Source organism: Limnohabitans sp. JirII-31 (assembly GCF_002778315.1).
Lineage (GTDB): Bacteria > Pseudomonadota > Gammaproteobacteria > Burkholderiales > Burkholderiaceae_C > Limnohabitans.
On the sequence record NZ_NESA01000008.1, the window covers coordinates 15,482 to 32,703 of the forward strand.

The 17,222-nt window shown below is 58.0% G+C and carries 14 protein-coding genes; 2 read left to right on the plus strand and 12 right to left on the minus strand.

What is annotated here, in order from left to right; all coding sequences use genetic code 11:
- Positions 1–45 precede the first annotated feature (45 nt).
- The 6 genes from B9Z41_RS10955 to B9Z41_RS10980 all read right to left on the minus strand — a co-directional run bounded on the left by B9Z41_RS10955 (position 46) and on the right by B9Z41_RS10980 (position 10,045).
- Positions 46–1,527, minus strand: coding sequence for a glutamate synthase subunit beta (locus B9Z41_RS10955; RefSeq protein ID WP_100147119.1), 1,482 nt, complete (start codon positions 1,525–1,527; stop codon positions 46–48).
- Positions 1,528–1,541: 14 nt separating this feature from the next.
- Positions 1,542–2,402 carry a hypothetical protein gene (locus B9Z41_RS10960; protein WP_100147120.1) on the minus strand — a complete coding sequence of 287 codons (861 nt, stop codon included), beginning with the start codon at positions 2,400–2,402 and terminating at the stop codon, positions 1,542–1,544.
- An 8-nt stretch (positions 2,403–2,410) separates the two neighbouring features.
- Positions 2,411–7,174, minus strand: a complete 4,764-nt coding sequence (locus tag B9Z41_RS10965) for a glutamate synthase-related protein (RefSeq protein WP_100147121.1) — start codon at positions 7,172–7,174, stop codon at positions 2,411–2,413.
- A 116-nt stretch (positions 7,175–7,290) separates the two neighbouring features.
- Positions 7,291–7,998 carry a transposase gene (locus B9Z41_RS10970; RefSeq protein WP_100147122.1) on the minus strand — a complete coding sequence of 236 codons (708 nt, stop codon included), beginning with the start codon at positions 7,996–7,998 and terminating at the stop codon, positions 7,291–7,293.
- 30 nt (positions 7,999–8,028) lie between these two features.
- Positions 8,029–8,883 carry an SAM-dependent methyltransferase gene (locus tag B9Z41_RS10975; RefSeq protein ID WP_100147123.1) on the minus strand — a complete coding sequence of 285 codons (855 nt, stop codon included), beginning with the start codon at positions 8,881–8,883 and terminating at the stop codon, positions 8,029–8,031.
- Between the two features lie 7 nt (positions 8,884–8,890).
- Positions 8,891–10,045, minus strand: a complete 1,155-nt coding sequence (locus B9Z41_RS10980; protein ID WP_233202641.1) for an ATP-binding protein — start codon at positions 10,043–10,045, stop codon at positions 8,891–8,893.
- Positions 10,046–10,215: 170 nt separating this feature from the next.
- Between B9Z41_RS10980 and B9Z41_RS10985 the strand changes: the two genes are divergently transcribed.
- Together B9Z41_RS10985 and B9Z41_RS10990 are read left to right on the plus strand one after the other, a co-directional pair.
- Entirely contained in the window at positions 10,216–10,461 is a 246-nt protein-coding gene (locus B9Z41_RS10985; RefSeq protein ID WP_100147244.1) for an Arc family DNA-binding protein, read from the plus strand.
- On the plus strand, positions 10,458–10,853 hold the full coding sequence (locus B9Z41_RS10990) for a type II toxin-antitoxin system VapC family toxin (RefSeq protein ID WP_100147125.1): 396 nt from the start codon (positions 10,458–10,460) through the stop codon (positions 10,851–10,853). The genes B9Z41_RS10985 and B9Z41_RS10990 overlap by 4 nt, the downstream gene beginning before the upstream one ends.
- A gap of 304 nt (positions 10,854–11,157) precedes the next feature.
- Here B9Z41_RS10990 and B9Z41_RS10995 read toward each other — a convergent pair whose 3' ends face one another.
- Genes B9Z41_RS10995 through B9Z41_RS11020 form a run of 6 tightly spaced genes read right to left on the minus strand, consistent with a single transcriptional unit; the run spans position 11,158 to position 17,215 of the window.
- Positions 11,158–11,718 (minus strand): DUF1415 domain-containing protein, encoded by a 561-nt coding sequence (locus B9Z41_RS10995; RefSeq protein ID WP_100147126.1) that lies wholly within the window; start codon positions 11,716–11,718, stop codon positions 11,158–11,160.
- A gap of 12 nt (positions 11,719–11,730) precedes the next feature.
- On the minus strand, positions 11,731–12,951 hold the full coding sequence (locus B9Z41_RS11000) for a CynX/NimT family MFS transporter (protein ID WP_100147127.1): 1,221 nt from the start codon (positions 12,949–12,951) through the stop codon (positions 11,731–11,733).
- On the minus strand, positions 12,948–14,087 hold the full coding sequence (locus B9Z41_RS11005) for a deoxyguanosinetriphosphate triphosphohydrolase (protein ID WP_100147128.1): 1,140 nt from the start codon (positions 14,085–14,087) through the stop codon (positions 12,948–12,950). The genes B9Z41_RS11000 and B9Z41_RS11005 overlap by 4 nt, the downstream gene beginning before the upstream one ends.
- Positions 14,084–15,187 (minus strand): 3-dehydroquinate synthase, encoded by a 1,104-nt coding sequence (gene aroB, locus B9Z41_RS11010; RefSeq protein WP_100147129.1) that lies wholly within the window; start codon positions 15,185–15,187, stop codon positions 14,084–14,086. The genes B9Z41_RS11005 and aroB overlap by 4 nt, the downstream gene beginning before the upstream one ends.
- A gap of 19 nt (positions 15,188–15,206) precedes the next feature.
- Positions 15,207–15,758 (minus strand): shikimate kinase, encoded by a 552-nt coding sequence (locus tag B9Z41_RS11015; RefSeq protein ID WP_100147130.1) that lies wholly within the window; start codon positions 15,756–15,758, stop codon positions 15,207–15,209.
- Between the two features lie 11 nt (positions 15,759–15,769).
- Positions 15,770–17,215, minus strand: coding sequence for a type IV pilus secretin PilQ (locus B9Z41_RS11020; RefSeq protein WP_369823324.1), 1,446 nt, complete (start codon positions 17,213–17,215; stop codon positions 15,770–15,772).
- Between the last annotated feature and the right edge of the window lie 7 nt (positions 17,216–17,222).

The window sequence follows — 17,222 nt, forward strand, 5'->3', positions numbered from 1 at the left end:
AATTTTAAAACCAAGTCGTTAAAGACTTGTAAAGATGGGTATTGGTCAACGGGGCAAGTCGCTTGCGCCCATCAAGAACTCATCCACCGAGCGTGCGGCCTGACGGCCTTCGCGAATAGCCCACACCACCAAAGATTGACCACGGCGAATGTCGCCCGCTGCAAACACCTTGGGAACGCTGGTGGCATAACCCCCCGTCACTTCGGTGCTGGCCTTGGCATTGCCACGTGCATCTTTGTCCACGCCAAAGGCGTCGAGCACGGTGGCAACAGGATTGACAAAACCCATGGCCAGCAGCACGAGGTCTGCCTTGATGATTTCTTCGCTGCCTGCCACTTCGACCATCTTGCCGTCTTTCCATTCGACGCGAACGGTTTTGACACCCGTGACTTGGCCGTTTTCGCCCACAAACTCTTTGGTCGAAATCGCAAACTCGCGTTTGAGCAAGCCTTTTTCAGCGCTCTCGTCGTGGCTGGAGCTGGTGCGCAGCTTCAGGGGCCAATAAGGCCAAACCAGAGGCTTGTTCTCTTGCTCGGGTGGCATGGGCATGACTTCGAACTGCACCACACCTGCGGCGCCGTGGCGTGTGCTGGTGCCCACGCAATCGCTGCCCGTATCGCCACCACCGATCACCACCACGTGTTTGCCATCGGCGCGCAACTGGTCTTTCAACTTGTCGCCTGCATTGACCTTGTTTTGCTGGGGCAAGAACTCCATCGCGAAATGAATGCCTGCCAAGTCACGGCCCGGGGCGGGCAAATCGCGTGACTGCTCGGAACCACCCGTCAAGAGCACCGCGTCGAAGTCTTTCTTGAGCTGCTCGGGGCTGATGGTCTCGACCGCCCAATTGGTGACTTTGGAACCTTTGGGCAACTCACCCACCATCACGCCGGTGCGGATGGTCACGCCTTCGGCTTCGAGCTGTTTGGCACGGCGGTCGATGTGTGACTTTTCCATCTTGAAGTCTGGAATGCCATAGCGCAGCAAACCACCGATGCGGTCGTTCTTTTCGAACAAGGTCACGTCGTGGCCCACGCGTGCCAACTGCTGTGCAGCGGCCATGCCTGCGGGGCCAGAGCCCACCACGGCCACTTTTTTGCCAGTCTTGTGCTTAGGCGCTTGGGGCGTGACCCAGCCTTCGGCCCAAGCTTTGTCAATGATGGCGTGCTCGATGGACTTGATGCCCACTGCGTCGCCATTGACGTTCAAGGTGCACGCTGCCTCGCAAGGTGCGGGGCAAATGCGGCCAGTGAACTCGGGGAAGTTGTTGGTGCTGTGCAGCACCTCAATCGCGTTTTTCCAATCGCCCTGGTACACCAAGTCGTTGAAATCCGGAATGATGTTGTTGACCGGGCAACCGTTGTTGCAAAACGGCGTGCCGCAGTCCATGCAACGCGCGCTTTGGTCTTTGGCTTGTTTGTCATCCAAGCCGATGACGAACTCTTTGTAATGCTTCAGGCGCTCAGGCACGGGCTTGTAGCCCTCTTCGATGCGCTCAATTTCCATGAAGCCGGTGACTTTTCCCATGATATGTCTTTCGTTTAACTACGGCTGTTGAAAGCCTGTTTGAGAAGCTCGCTTAACAGATCTCCATGCGAAGCAATTCCTTCGCGTCCGATCTTGATTCGGTAAGCGCCTGAGCGTGCATACTCCAAAAGCTCAAGGCCCGATTCCTCCAGTTGTCGATCAACCTCTTCAGTTCGGGGCATTTTGAGAGAAATTTTGATGCCTACTTTTTGTGGGCGGAACGTAACAAAGTTAAATGCAACACCTTGCCTCTGAAGACCGATGTAATGCTTGTTTGGTTTCAACTCCAACGAGGCGTCAAGCGGTTTGCACAGCGCCAAAAGATCACGAGCTAGCTGTACTGTTTGCGGTGTTCCAATTCTTTCCCAATCTTGAAGTGTTGCTGGTTCGTAAACAGCCTCATCCTCATCAACTAGTCCACGCGGCATTTCATCTAGCACCCGTGTGAAATGCAAGCCGATTCCATCCACAGTCTCTATCGCACTAAGTTGCAGCACGATCAACGGAACCACTCCGTTGAATAAACGAAGTACGTTTAAAAATCGCGATGTAACATTTTCAGCAATAAGAACTGCCTTGTGATCGTATTGAGGATAACGAGTACGCTCGATATCCCAATACTCAATTGTTCTAACAATATGTGTTTCGTCTGTAGTGCCTAGTTGAATTTCAACTTCATAACGAGTACCAGATTCAGAGTCTTGCAATACCAAATCTATTCGACCACCACTAGGCTGAACTCGTTCTTTATCACGAACAACCAGATCCCCAAGTCCAAGCAAGGCAGGATCGTCAGTAATGGCCTTCTGGAGCCACGCCTCATTCAATATCGAATGTTGTTTAAGGCTAAATGTTTTTAACTTCACCACCTTCATAACTAGTCCTATTTGGCGGCAACGGCTTTTTTAGCCTTGGCTACGGATGCCTTCACTTCCTTGGCAGCATGAAGCTCGCCCAAGGCACGCTTGTATTCGTTGGGGAAGACTTTGACGAACTTGCCACGTGACTCAGCCCAGGTGTCCAGCAAGTCGCGGGCACGCTTGGAGCCGGTCCAGCGGTGGTGGTCTTCAAGCAGCTTTTTGAGCTGGGCTTCGTCGGTTTGGTCACGGTGCCAAATGGCACGTGGCAAAGCGGCTTCTTGCTCAGCAGCGGTCAGCACCTTTTCCAAAGACACCATGGCCGTGTTGCAGCGTTTGCTGAACTGACCGTCTTCGTCGTACACATAGGCCACGCCACCGCTCATACCAGCCGCAAAGTTGCGTCCCGTTTTGCCCAGCACAGCCACGGTGCCACCGGTCATGTATTCGCACCCGTGGTCGCCCGTGCCTTCCACCACCGCGGTGGCGCCCGACAGACGGACTGCAAAGCGCTCGCCGGCAACGCCAGCGAAGAAGGCTTCGCCGCGTGTGGCTCCAATCATCACGGTGTTGCCCACGATGATGTTGTTGACCGCTTCGCCTCGGAAATCGAGGCTCGGGCGAACCACCACACGACCACCCGACAAACCTTTGCCGGTGTAGTCGTTGGCGTCACCAATCAGGTACAAGGTGATGCCGTTGCACAAGAACGCGCCGAACGATTGACCGCCCGTGCCTTCGAGTTGGATGCGGATCGAGTCGTCCGGCAAACCTTCTGGGTGCACCTTGGTCACCGCGCCAGACAGCATGGCACCGACCGAACGGTTGACGTTGCGAGTCACGTCCATGAACTGCACTTTTTCGCCACGCTCGATGGCAGGCTTGGATTTCTCGATCAGTTTTTGGTCGAGTGCTTTTTCCAAACCGTGGTCTTGGGTGGACACATGCAAACGCGGCACATCGGCACCCACTTGCGGCACGGCCAGCAAACGGCTGAAGTCCAGGCCACTGGCTTTCCAGTGCTCGATGCCTTGGCGCATGTCGAGCAAATCGGCACGGCCAATCATGTCGTCGAACTTGCGGATACCCAGTTGGGCCATGATCTGGCGCACTTCTTCGGCGATGAAGAAGAAGTAATTCACCACATGCTCGGGCTTGCCCGTGAACTTCTTGCGCAACTCGGGGTCTTGTGTGGCCACGCCCACCGGGCAGGTGTTCAGGTGGCACTTGCGCATCATGATGCAGCCTTCCACCACCAGCGGTGCGGTGGCAAAGCCAAACTCGTCAGCACCCAACAAAGCACCCACGGCCACATCACGACCGGTCTTCATTTGACCGTCGGCTTGCACACGGATACGACCGCGCAAACCGTTGAGCACCAAGGTTTGTTGGGTTTCGGCCAAACCGATTTCCCATGGGCTGCCTGCGTGTTTGATGGACGACCAAGGCGATGCGCCCGTGCCACCGTCGTGCCCGGCGATCACCACGTGATCGGCCTTGCACTTGGCTACGCCTGCGGCGATGGTGCCCACACCAATTTCAGACACCAACTTGACGCTGATGTCGGCATGCGGTGCCACGTTTTTCAAGTCGTGGATCAGCTGAGCCAAGTCTTCGATGGAGTAAATGTCGTGGTGCGGCGGGGGCGAAATCAAGCCTACGCCTGGCACGCTGTAGCGCAGCTTGCCGATGTACTCAGACACTTTGGCACCTGGCAGCTGACCGCCTTCACCCGGCTTGGCGCCTTGGGCCATCTTGATCTGAATTTGATCTGACGACGACAGGTATTCGGCGGTGACACCAAAGCGTCCCGAGGCCACTTGCTTGATGCGCGAGCGCAGGCTGTCGCCCGCTTGCAGCGGCATGTCGACTTCCACCACATCGTCACCGATCACGCTCTTCAAGGTCTCGCCCAGTTTGATGGGGATGCCTTTGAGTTCGTTGCGGTAACGCGCAGGGTCTTCACCGCCTTCGCCAGTGTTGCTTTTTCCCCCGATGCGGTTCATCGCCACAGCCAGGGTGGCATGGGCTTCAGTGCTGATCGAGCCCAAAGACATGGCACCCGTGGCAAAGCGTTTGACGATCTCGGTGGCAGGTTCAACCTCGTCCACCGAAATGGCTTTGGCTGGGTCGATCTTGAACTCAAACAAACCACGCAAGGTCAGGTGGCGTTTGTTCTGGTCGTTGACGATCTGGGCGTACTCTTTGTACGTGTTGAAGTTGTTCGAGCGCGTGCTGTGCTGCAACTTGGCAATCGCATCAGGCGTCCACATGTGTTCTTCGCCGCGGGCACGCCAAGCGTATTCGCCACCGGTGTCGAGCATGTTGGCCAAGATGGGGCTGTCACCAAACGCGGCTTTGTGCATGCGGATGGCTTCTTCTGCCATTTCAAAAATGCCAATGCCCTCCACGCGGCTGGGCGTGCCGGTGAAGTACTTGTTGACGGTTTCGGTGTTGATGCCAATGGCTTCAAACAGCTGTGCGCCGCAATAGGACATGTAAGTCGACACACCCATTTTGGACATGATCTTGGACAGACCTTTGCCAATGGCTTTGACGTAGTTGTAAATCGCTTTGTCGGTCGACAAATCGGCTGGCAAGTCTTTGTGCATGGCAGCCAAGGTTTGCATGGCGAGGTAGGGATGCACGGCTTCGGCACCATAACCGGCCAACACAGCAAAGTGATGCACCTCACGGGCGCTGCCCGTCTCCACTACCAAGCCAGCGGTGGTGCGCAAACCTTCACGCACCAAGTGCTGGTGAATGGCAGACAGTGCCAACACGGCGGGGATGGCCACCTGGGTGGCGCTCACGCCACGGTCGCTGATGATCAAAATGTTTTTGCCACCTTTGATCGCATCCACCGCTTCGGCACACAAGGACGCCAATTTGGCTTCCACACCGTCATGACCCCAAGCCAAGGGGTAGGCGATGTTGAGGGTTGCGCTCTTGAACTTGCCTTGGGTGTGTCGCTCAATGTCGCGCAACTTGGCCATGTCGGTGAAGTCGAGCACCGGCTGGCTCACTTCCAAACGCATGGGCGGGTTGACTTGGTTGATGTCAAGCAGGTTGGGCTTGGGTCCAATGAAAGACACCAAGGACATGACGATGGCTTCGCGGATCGGATCGATTGGCGGGTTGGTCACCTGAGCAAACAACTGTTTGAAGTAGTTGTAGAGCGGTTTGTTTTTGCTAGACAAAACAGCCAAGGGGCTGTCGTTGCCCATCGAGCCAATGCCCTCTTCGCCATTGATGGCCATGGGGGCCATCAAGAACTTGATGTCTTCTTGCGTGTAGCCAAACGCTTGCTGCAAATCCAACAGTTCGGGGCTGGCATCTTCCAGGCCCACACCATGGGGCTCGGAAGCGTCCACAGGCAACTCTTGACTGCCCTCACCGGCCACCGGATGCTCCACATCGTCCAAGCGGATGCGGACGTTCTCGATCCACTGCTTGTAAGGTTTGGTGTTGGTCAAGCCCGCTTTGAGCTCTTCGTCGTCGATCATGCGGCCTTGTTCCAAATCGATCAGGAACATCTTGCCGGGTTGCAAACGCCACTTGCGCACGATCTTGCTTTCGGCCACGGGCAACACGCCGGATTCTGAGCCCATGATCACCATGTCGTCATCGGTGATGCAGTAACGCGATGGACGCAAGCCGTTGCGGTCCAGCGTAGCGCCAATCTGGCGACCATCGGTGAACACGATAGAAGCCGGACCATCCCAGGGCTCCAACATCGCGGCGTGGTATTCGTAAAACGCTTTGCGACGCTCGTCCATGGTGGTGTGCTGTTCCCAAGGTTCGGGAATCATCATCATCACGGCCTGGCTGATGGGGTAGCCCGACATCGTCAACAACTCCAAACAGTTGTCAAACGTGGCGGTGTCCGATTGGTCGGCAAAGCTGATGGGGTAGAGCTTTTTCAAGTCGTCGCCCAACACGGGTGACGACATCACGCCTTCGCGTGCCTTCATCCAGTTGTAGTTGCCTTTGACCGTGTTGATCTCGCCGTTGTGCGCCACATAGCGATACGGGTGAGCCAGCGGCCACTCAGGGAAGGTGTTGGTTGAGAAACGTTGGTGCACCAGGCCCAAGGCCGAGACGCAGCGTTCGTCAGACAAGTCTTTGAAATACGTGCCCACCTGATCGGCCAACAGCAAGCCCTTGTAGATGACCGTGCGGCTGGACATGCTGGGCACGTAATATTCTTTGCTGTGCTTGAGGTTCAGGTTCTGAATGGCAGCGCTGGCGGTTTTGCGAATCACATACAGCTTGCGTTCCAGAGCGTCTTGCACGATCACGTTGTTGCCGCGACCAATGAAGATTTGACGCATGATCGGCTCTTTGGCACGCACCGTGGGCGACATGGGCATTTCAAGGTTGACGGGCACATCGCGCCAGCCCAGCAGCACCTGGCCTTCGGCCAACACCGCACGCTCCAACTCTTGCTCACAGGCCAGACGGGATGCATGCTCTTTGGGCAAGAACACCATGCCCACACCGTATTCGCCCATGGTCGGCAAGGTCACGCCTTGTTTGGCCATCTCTTCCCGGTACAGCGCATCGGGCAGCTGAATCAAGATGCCTGCGCCGTCGCCCATCAAGGCATCTGCGCCCACCGCACCCCGGTGGTCCAGGTTTTCCAGAATCTTCAAAGCCTGGCCCACGATGGCGTGACTCTTGACCCCTTTGATGTGGGCCACAAAACCCACGCCGCAGGCGTCATGTTCGTTCGAAGGGTCGTACAAACCCTGATGTTGCAGTTGTGCTTTTTGGGCAGCCGTGGTCATGGCGCGTTCCTCTAAATATTCAGCGGGGGTGAGAGGATACTGCACTGCACCATTTATGCCAAGCAAATTAATTGGGGTCAGAACCCAATTAATTGACGCACCGAAACGACAAGAAATTAATTGGGGACAGGTTTATCGCCCTTGGAAAAAGGCCGTCCCGCCTTGGTTTTGCTCAAACGGCGTTCTGTTTGTACCTGCAAACTGGCCTTGAAGCGGTCGTCACCCAGCGCCCAACCACTGAGCGTGGCATCGGTCAATGCACCCTGTTGGTCCGTGCTGATACCGGCTTGCACCAATTCGGCGTACGCCGCCTCGCGGGCAAATGGGGTGTTGCCCAACGCCCAGTAAAGGGCATGGGGCGTGACCAAACGATCGCTACGCTGGCCGATGTAATGCCGATGGCTGGACCACACATAGTCTTCGGGCTGCGCAACCATGTGGGCTCGCACAGGGTTGAGGTCGATGTAGACCATGCAAGCCAGCAAATAACGGTCGGTTTGAATCAGCGTGGAGCGGTAACGCCCTTCCCACAGCGTGCCCGTGCGGCCATGGACTTTGTTGAACACCTGCACATAGCTGCGGCCCACCGCTTGCATCATCTTGGGCAAAGCTTGGTCTAGTTGGGGCGTGACCAGCAGGTGCAGGTGGTTGCTCATCAGCACATAAGCATGAATGTCCACACCCTGCACTTTGCTGTGCTCAGCCAACAAATCAAGCATGCGCTGGTAATCGGCGGTGGCTTTGAAAATATCTTGCCGGTTGTTGCCACGCAAGATGACGTGATGCGGATAGCCGGTAACAGTGAGACGGGGAAGGCGAGCCATGACGCCATGTTAATTGGGATCTGACCCCCATTAAATTTTGAAGCGTGTCTGAGCCAGTTCTTGCAAGCCAAATTCTTCCAACAGGGACTGCAAACGCTCCGCAGAACTGCGTTTTTTCTGGCCAGTGTACTTGGCCAGGATGAGTTCGTTTTTCATGCTGTGCTCCCAACCCACCAGCTCGGTGACGGTGACTTGGTAGCCCTGCGCCTCCAAGTACAAGCAGCGCAACACGTTGGTGAGTTGGCTGCCCATCTCGCGGGTGTGCAACGGATGACGCCACAGCTCCGCCAAGGGTGTGCGCTGCAAGTTCAGGGCTTTGTGCTGGTTGAGCACGCGCGCCAGCTCGGCCTGGCAGCAAGGCACCAGCACCATGTACTGGGCTGTCTTTTGCAGGCCAAACGCAATGGCGTCGTCAGTGGCGGTGTCGCAGGCGTGCAGCGCAGTGACCACATCGATGTGCGCGGGCAGCGCATCACTGTGCGCCGACTCGGCCACACTGAGGTTGAGAAACTGCATGCGCTCAAACCCCAAACGCTGCGCCAGCGCCTGAGAGGAGGCCACCAATTCAGCCCGAGTTTCAATGCCGTAAATGTGGCCCCGCCCCAGCGCCTTGAAAAACAGGTCGTAAATGATGAAACCTAAATACGACTTGCCTGCCCCGTGGTCCGCCAAGGTGGGTCCCGCCTCGCTCGCTGGCAGTTCTTTCAACAGCTTGTCGATGAATTGAAACAGGTGGTAGACCTGTTTCAGTTTGCGGCGCGAATCTTGGTTGAGCTTGCCGTCCCGCGTGAGGATGTGCAGCTCTTTGAGCAACTCAATGGATTGGCCGGGACGCAGGTCGAGGTCGAGCGGTTTGGGGGCTGCGGCTGGTTTGTGTTTGGACATATTACTTTTAACGATTGCTTTGATTTTGTTCGGTCACCCAGCGGATGGCGGTCATCACATCCACCACTTCAATGCCCTCTTTCATGGGGTAAGTTTGCGCAACAGGCGCCACCAACAATTTGCGTGCTGCCCCTAAGTCTGTGGCAGCTTGATAAAAGCCTCTAGACACGCTGGGCGCACTGGAGCGTTTGATTTCAATCGTCCATGTTTCTTGATTTCGAAATGTCAGCACCAAGTCCACCTCGGCGCCGTTGCTGGTGCGGTAAAAGCTGGCCTCGGCTTGCGACGCTGCGTTGATCAACTGCTCCACCACAAACCCCTCCCAGCTTGAGCCCGCCACGGGGTGTCCCAGCACAGCATCGAGACTCGATAAACCCAACAAGGCATGCACCAAGCCACTGTCGCGCACATAGACCTTAGGCGCGCGAATCAAACGCTTGCCCACATTGCCATGCCATGCGGGCAGGCGGCGCACCAGCATCAAGTCGCACAGCAAGTCGATGTACCGGCTTACGGTCTGACCACTGATTGCCAACGCAGCGGCCAACTTGGACTGATCCAACAACTCGCCTTGGTGGTGCGCCAGCATGGTCCACAAACGCCGCAAGGTGGTGGCGGGTATGCGGGGGCCGAGGGCAGGAATGTCTTTTTCCAAATAGGTGGCAATGAACACCTCGCGCCAGGTCATGCTGTCTGCATCGGTTTTCGCCAACCATGACAAAGGAAAACCGCCACGCACCCACAATGCATTGAGGTCTGCCACGCTGTGAGTGCCCGTGAAAATTTCGGTCGCTTGAAGCGGCGGCAGTTCCACATAGGCCACGCGACCAGCCAAGCTTTCACTGGACTGTTGCAACAACACCCCAGTGGCCGAACCCAACAACAAGAACTGCCCGCTGGCTTGACCCATGCGGCGACGCTGATCAATCACACCACGCAAAACACCAAACAACTCGGGCATGCGTTGCACCTCATCCAAAATGACCAACTGCTGCGCATGTGCCATTAAGAAGGCTTCGGTGTCATCCAACTGCCTCTGTGCGGAAGGCAGCTCAAGATCCAAATAGAGCGCATCTGGATACAGCGCCTTCTGGGCAAAAGCCAACGTGGTTTTGCCCACCTGACGCGGCCCAAGCAAGCCTACGGCAGGAAACTGCTGCAAGAGTTGAATGAGTTTTTGCTGGGATTGGCGTTGATACACCCATGTATTTTATCTATTCGACAGAGAAAATACATGGTTATTTTCCATTTACTCCCGACAGTGCGCCCGCAACACCTTGATCGAGGCCGTCAAGTGGAACCATAATGGTTTCATTATGGATGGAGAGTGCTGTGCCCACCACTTTGACACTGAAGAATATTCCTGAAGCCGTGTATGACCGCCTCAAGCTTGCAGCAGAAATGCACCGCCGGAGCCTGAACAGTGAGGCTATCGTGTGCCTAGAGTCGGTACTGATGCCGACAAAGATGATGCCCAGCGAACGCATTGCCCGTGCACGGGAATTACGGGCAACCTTAGCCGCCGGCAAATTCCGCGCGCGTGACATTGATGCCGCAAAGCGCGAGGACCGCCCATGATCGTGGTCGATTCCAACGTGTTGGCGTATTTGTATTTGCCTGGTGAGTACACAGCCGCCGCCGAAGCGCTACTTGAGCATGATTCGGACTGGGCTGCGCCCATTCTCTGGCGCAGCGAGTTCCGCAACATTCTGGCGGGATACATGCGACGCAAAGCCATCACCTTTGAACAGGCGAACAGTCTCCAACGAGAAGCGGAGAGCCTGCTTGAGGGCGCGGAGTTCGAGCTTGAATCTGTTGCTGTTCTTGAACTCGTGCGCGACAGTGACTGCTCCGCATACGACTGCGAATTCATTGCCCTTGCGATGAAGCTCGACACGAAATTGGTCACCATGGACAAGAAGCTCCTACGAGCGTTTCCGAAGCGCGCCATTGCTCTTTCTACGGGCTAACGCCCAAGTTATCCGGCGTCCACGTTGAACCGACAGATCCCTGACGCGAGGCAGTTCCGATCGCGATGTTGCGCTCTCCCTGAGATAGAAATCAGCGCCTGGCCCACGCATCGACACAAAACTGACCCGCAACCCAAGCCGGGGTGGAGGCCTTCGCGTCCAAATGCAGCGGCGTCACCACACTTGATCCGCAAAGCCCATCGCTGGACCACGTCTACTCCTGCACGGGCTCGAAAATGCATCAGCCGCCCCCATATTGGAATAGCGTGAAATATCCGGGCTAGCCCTTGACACACCACAGCAGCTACCTAGCCACCCGCGCCCTCACCCCCAACGCCTGCCACCCCTCATGCCCCAGCGTGTTCAACACCTCGATGTTGCGCTCAAAGATGAGCGACGCATCCGGGTAGGCCGCCACTGCCTTGTCGATGCTCGACTCGCGCAACAAGTGCAGCGTGGGGTACGGCGTGCGGTTGGTGAAGTTGCTGATGTCGTCCTCTGGCACACCGCCAAATTGGTAGCGCGGGTGAAAGTCGGCCACTTGCAGCACGCCGTCTAACGCCAGGTCTTGCAACACAGCGTCGCAGTCGCCCAAGAAGTCGTTGAAGTCCAAAAAGTCAGGCAAGGCATGGGGCGCAATCAGCAAGGTGGTGTCGAGTTGTTGCGGGTCTGCCTCAGCCAGGTGTTGTAACTCGTCGCGCAGCATGGCCAACAAGTCGGCAGGCTCGGCCGAGGTGCACACGCGGTAACGCACCCTGTCTTTCACCACGACGGCTTTGGCAAATGGGCACAGGTTCAAACCCACCACGGCTTGCATCAACCAAGTTTGGGTGTCTTCAATGGCGGTGCGTTCGGTGTCGGTCATGGCAGTGCTCCATCAGGCACGGGACGGTACGGCGCGCAAGGCTCGGTCAATGGCCACGGCCAAGCCCATGCCCACCAGGCAACAACTGCCCGTGACCGCCCAGGTCCATTCCCAACCGCCCACACTGGCCGCCACCCAGGCCACCAAAGGCGGGCCAAAGAACTGCCCGGTGGCCGACCACTGCTGCATCCACCCCACGGTGGTCGACAGCGTGTCAGGGCTCGGTGCCAAGCGCATGGCCAGCGCAAACAAGGTGCCGGGGATCAAGCCGCCGACCGCCGACAGCAAGATGACCGACACATAGCGCCCGGCCATGGGCAAGCCCCAACCCTGCCATTCGCCAAACGCGCCGACAGCCCCCAAGGCCATGCTGCCAAAACCAATGAACAACAACTGACGCCCACGCCAACCACGTTGCAACAAGCGCCCCGACGCCAAGTTGCCACCCATATTGGCCAGGGCCACACCCGCCGTGAGCAAACCCGACAAACCCTCGGCCACACCCAAGCCCGCATAGACCGTGGGCAAGAAGCCAATCACCGCCAACCACTGCGCGGCATAGACGCCAAAGGTGAGCGACAACAACCAAGGGCCGCGTGCGCGCAAGGTCTGGCGCAGACGTTGTCGCCAACCCTCGCTCGCGGCCACTCGGGCAGAGGGTGCACGGGGTACATCGGGCGCAATGCCGGTCCACACCATCCACCACGCCAGGGCCGACACACCGCTCAGGCACCACCACCAGACGGGCCAGCGCCACACCGACAGCACCCACGAGCCCACCAACAAAGCGGTGGCGGTGCCCAAGGGCATGTAAGCACTCCACTGACCCATGCGAGCGTTGAGCTGAGCCGCCGACACACAGCGGCGAATCAAAGCAGGCGCAGGCATGACCACCCACAAAAAGCCAAAACCCTCCATCGCACGCAAGACCAGCAAGGCGTCGATGCCCGTGGCAAAACCACCCAAGGCACTGGCCAGCGTGAGCAGCCCCAAACCTGCCAACATGCTGCGGCGCAAGCCGACGCTGTCCACACTCAAGCCCACCACCAAGCCGAGCGTCATGCCAGCCAGTTGCACCATCGAGAGCAAAAAGCCTGCTTGCACCAGGCTCAACGACAAAGCCGCTTGCAGCACCGGCAACGCGGGCGGAATTTTGCCCACATGCAAGGCCGCGCACACCCCAGCGAGCACCACCAGCCAGGACGGGTGAATCCAAGAACGAGTGGAGGTCATGTGGTCAAGCGTGTGTGTTCGCGGGTGGCAAAACGGTCAGTCATGCCCGACAGGTAGTCGGCCACAGCACGCGGCACGTCCGGGCGCTGGGCGTAAGCAGCAGGCATTTCGTGGGGCTTGGCCAAGTAGGCGGCAAACAACTCGCGCACCACGCCACGAGCCCAGTCGGTGGTCTGCATCACCTGCGGGTGACGGTAGAGATTACGAAACAAAAACGACTTCAGCGCCTTGGACTGTGCCCGCATCTCGTCGCTGAACTGCATCAGCGGTGGGCAGGCACGCGCCACATCGGCACTGGCCGGGGCGTGCTGCGCCAGCGCAGCCTGGGTGGCGGCCACAACGTCATACACCTGATCGCTGAGCATGCGGCGGATGGTTTCGTACAGCACACGGCGACCTTGCAGTTGCGGGTATTCGGCCAAGGTCTGTTCGCAGTAGCGTGCGAACAGCGGCACCTCGTGCATTTGCTCCAAAGTCAGCAGCCCTGAGCGCACGCCGTCGTCGATGTCGTGCGCGTTGTAGGCAATCTCGTCGGCCAGATTGCACAGTTGGGCTTCCAGGCTGGGTTGCGTGCCGTTCAAAAAACGGGTGGCCACACCGTCAGGCTCTTGCGCCTCGATCAACTCGGCGTTGCGCCGCGCGCAGTGCTTCAAGATGCCTTCGCGGGTTTCAAAGCTCAGGTTCAAGCCGTTGAAGGCCGGATAGCGCTCTTCGAGTTCATCCACCACACGCAGGCTTTGCAGGTTGTGCTCAAAGCCGCCATAGGGCGCCATGCATTCGTTGAGCGCGTCTTGGCCGGCATGGCCAAACGGTGTGTGGCCCAGGTCATGGGCCAAGGCCACGGCCTCGACCAAGTCTTCGTTCAAACGCAAGGCGCGTGCCATGGAGCGCCCCAGTTGCGCCACCTCCAGCGAGTGCGTCATGCGGGTGCGAAACAAATCGCCTTCGTGGTTCAAGAACACCTGGGTCTTGTAGACCAAGCGCCGAAATGCGGTGGAGTGGACGATGCGGTCGCGGTCGCGTTGGTGCGGGTTGCGCACGTTGGGCGCGAGCAGGTGCGCTTCGACTTCGGTGTGTCGGCGTCCGCGCGATTGCGCCGGATCGCAGGCAAACACGGCGAGAGACGAGGTGTTCATCCCTGGCAGCATGCGGTGATAACCTCGGCCACCACGTCGTCAGGTGCACCGCGTACCACCGCGCTGCCAGGCTGGTTGAGCAGCACAAAGCGGATGTCGCCGGCCTCGGCTTTTTTGTCCACCCGCATGTGGTGCAGGTAAGTCTCGACGCCCAGTTGTGGGCCCACCGTGGGCAAACCGGCACGTGCCAACAAGGCGGTAAAACGGCTGACAAACGCCGCATCGACCAGCCCCAAGCGTTGCGACAAATGCGCCGCCATCACCATGCCACAGCCCACAGCCTCGCCATGCAACCAGACCCCAAAGCCCAAACCCGCTTCGATGGCGTGGCCAAAGGTGTGGCCAAAGTTGAGGATGGCGCGCAGGCCCGACTCGCGTTCGTCCTGCCCCACCACCCAGGCCTTGATTTCACAGCTGCGTTGCACGGCGTGGGCCAGTGCTTTCGGGTCACGTGCCATCAGGGCATCGAGGTGGGCGTCGATCCAGTCGAGGAATGCCATGTCGGCAATCGGGCCGTACTTGATGATCTCGGCCAAGCCTGCGCTCATCTCGCGTGCGGGCAAAGTTTGCAGGGTGTCCAAATCGCACACCACGCGCTGGGGTTGGTAGAAGGCACCCACCATGTTCTTGCCCAGCGGATGGTTGATGGCAGTTTTGCCTCCAACCGACGAGTCCACCTGGGCCAGCAAGGTGGTGGGCACTTGCACAAAAGGCACACCGCGCATGTAACAGGCGGCAGCAAACCCCGTCATGTCGCCCACCACACCGCCGCCCAAGGCAAACAGAACGGTTTTGCGGTCGCAACCTTGGGCCAGCAACAGGTCAAAAATTTGGTTCAGCGTTGGCCAGTCTTTGTGGCTTTCCCCATCGGGCAGCACCACGGTGTGGATGTGCGGGTACTGACCTGCCAAAGCCGCTTGCAAGCGCGCCACATAGAGCGGCCCCACGATGTCGTTGGTGACGATCACGGCGCTGCTGGCCCGTGGCAAATCAGCCCAGGTGCTAGGCTCATCAAGCAGTTGCGGGCCAATCAGGATGGGGTAGCTGCGCTCGCCCAAATCAATCGACACAGACACAGGAGAGAGGGGAGAAGCAGACATGGCAGACGCCTTTGAAATTTCAAGCAACAGAAGAAGACGGCGGGGGTGCCGTGACCGCGTCGAGCTGGCCTGCCAGCTCCAGCTGCGACACGATCATGTTGACCAACGAGGCCACGGTGGGTCGCCCGGTTTCAATCACGTAATGCGAGGCTTCGCGGTACAGCGGATCGCGCATGGCGAACAACTCGCGCAAGCGCCCAAGTGGGTCGGCCACTTGCAGCAGCGGGCGGTTTTGATCATGGCGCAAGCGGCGAAACACTTCTTCGGGGCTAGAGCGCAAATAAAACACCTGACCGCGTTGACGCAAACGCTCGCGGTTTTCAGGGCGCAACACAGACCCACCACCGGTGGAGAGCACGCCACGTGGACGCTGGCTCAACTCGTCGAGCACCTCAGCCTCAACGTCACGAAATCGGTCTTCCCCTTCGCGCTCGAAAAAATCGCGAATCGAGCAGCCCAGGCGCTGCTCAATCGCATGATCCGAATCAACGAAAGGGATATTGAGCCGTCGGGCAAGTTGTCGCCCCACGGTAGATTTGCCAGACCCTGGCAGACCAACCAAAACCAACAAGGTGTGCTTTCTTAACGTGCGGATGCACTTTGGTCGAGCATTTTAGGGGTTATGAACACCAGCAACTCTTGCTTGGAGGTGCTGCGGCGGCGGTTTTTGAACAGATAGCCCAGCACCGGCAAATCACCAAAGAACGGCACCTTGTACTCGTCATCTTGTTCGCTGCTCTCGTAAATGCCACCAATCATCACCGTGCCACCGTTGTCCACGCGGACCTGGGTGGTCACGTGCTTGGTGTCAATCGCAAAGCCTGCGGAGGTGGACTGCCCCACACTGTCTTTGTGAATGTCGAGGTCCAGCACAATGCCGCCTTCAGGGGTGATTTGCGGCGTGACCTCCAGCTTGAGGTTGGCCTTGCGAAAAGCAATCGAGGTGGCACCACTGGCCGCAGCCACTTGGTAGGGCAATTCGGTGCCTTGCTCGATGATGGCTTTGGTTTGGTCTGCGGTGACCACGCGCGGGCTCGACACCACCTTGCCTTTGCCATCGGCCTCTAAAGCAGACAGCTCTAAATTCAAAAACTTGTTTTTGGACGCATTGAAGATCGACACCGCAAAGCTGGCCGAATCAAAGCCATTGATCGCAGCGGCTGGCAAGTTGACGAACTGCCCCGTGGTGTTGAGGGCTTTGTCGGCGATGTTGAAGCTGGTGCCTTGCAAGGCGGTGGGGTTGGCGTTGGCCAAGGCATTGGTGCTGGTCGGGCCCACCACGGTTTGAGAGCCGACTTGCCCCAAGCTACCCAAACGCACGCCCAAGGTTTGGCCAAAGGTGTCAGAGGCTTGCACAATGCGCGCCTCAATCATCACCTGGCGTAGCGGCACATCCATCTTGGCGATCATCTCGGCCACCTGGTCCAAGCGTGTGGGAATGTCAGTGACAAACAATTGGTTGGTGCGTGGCTCGGCCATGGCGCTGCCACGCACGCTCAAGATGCGCGCGGCGTTGCTGGTCGCACCACCCAGCGCCGCCGCACTGAACGCGGGATTGGCAAAACTGTTGCTGCCCGTGTTGCTGCCCCAGCCTGCAAATGAAGACGGCATAGGAGCAGGGCCTGTGCCTTGAATTTGAGCCACCACATCGACCGCCTTGGCGTAATTGAGCACAAAGCTGCGGGTCTGCAAGGGCTCTAGGTTTTGCAGAGCAAGGCGGCTTTCAAACTCCAGCTTGTCACGCGCAGCCACCTCGGCGCGGGGTGCCACCCAAATCACATTGCCCTGACGGCGCTGGCTCAGGCCTTTGGCTTGGGTGATGATGTCAAGCACTTGGTCCCAGGGCACTTGCTGCAAGCGCAAGGTCAAGGAGCCCGTGACACTGTCAGAGGTGACGATGTTGAGCCCGGTGAAGTCGGCCACGATTTGCAAAGCGGTGCGCACCTCGATGGTTTGAAAATTCATCGACATGGGCTGGCCGCTGTACGCAGGTGCGGGGTCTTGCGCCTTGGCTGAAGGCAAAAGCAAGAACCAA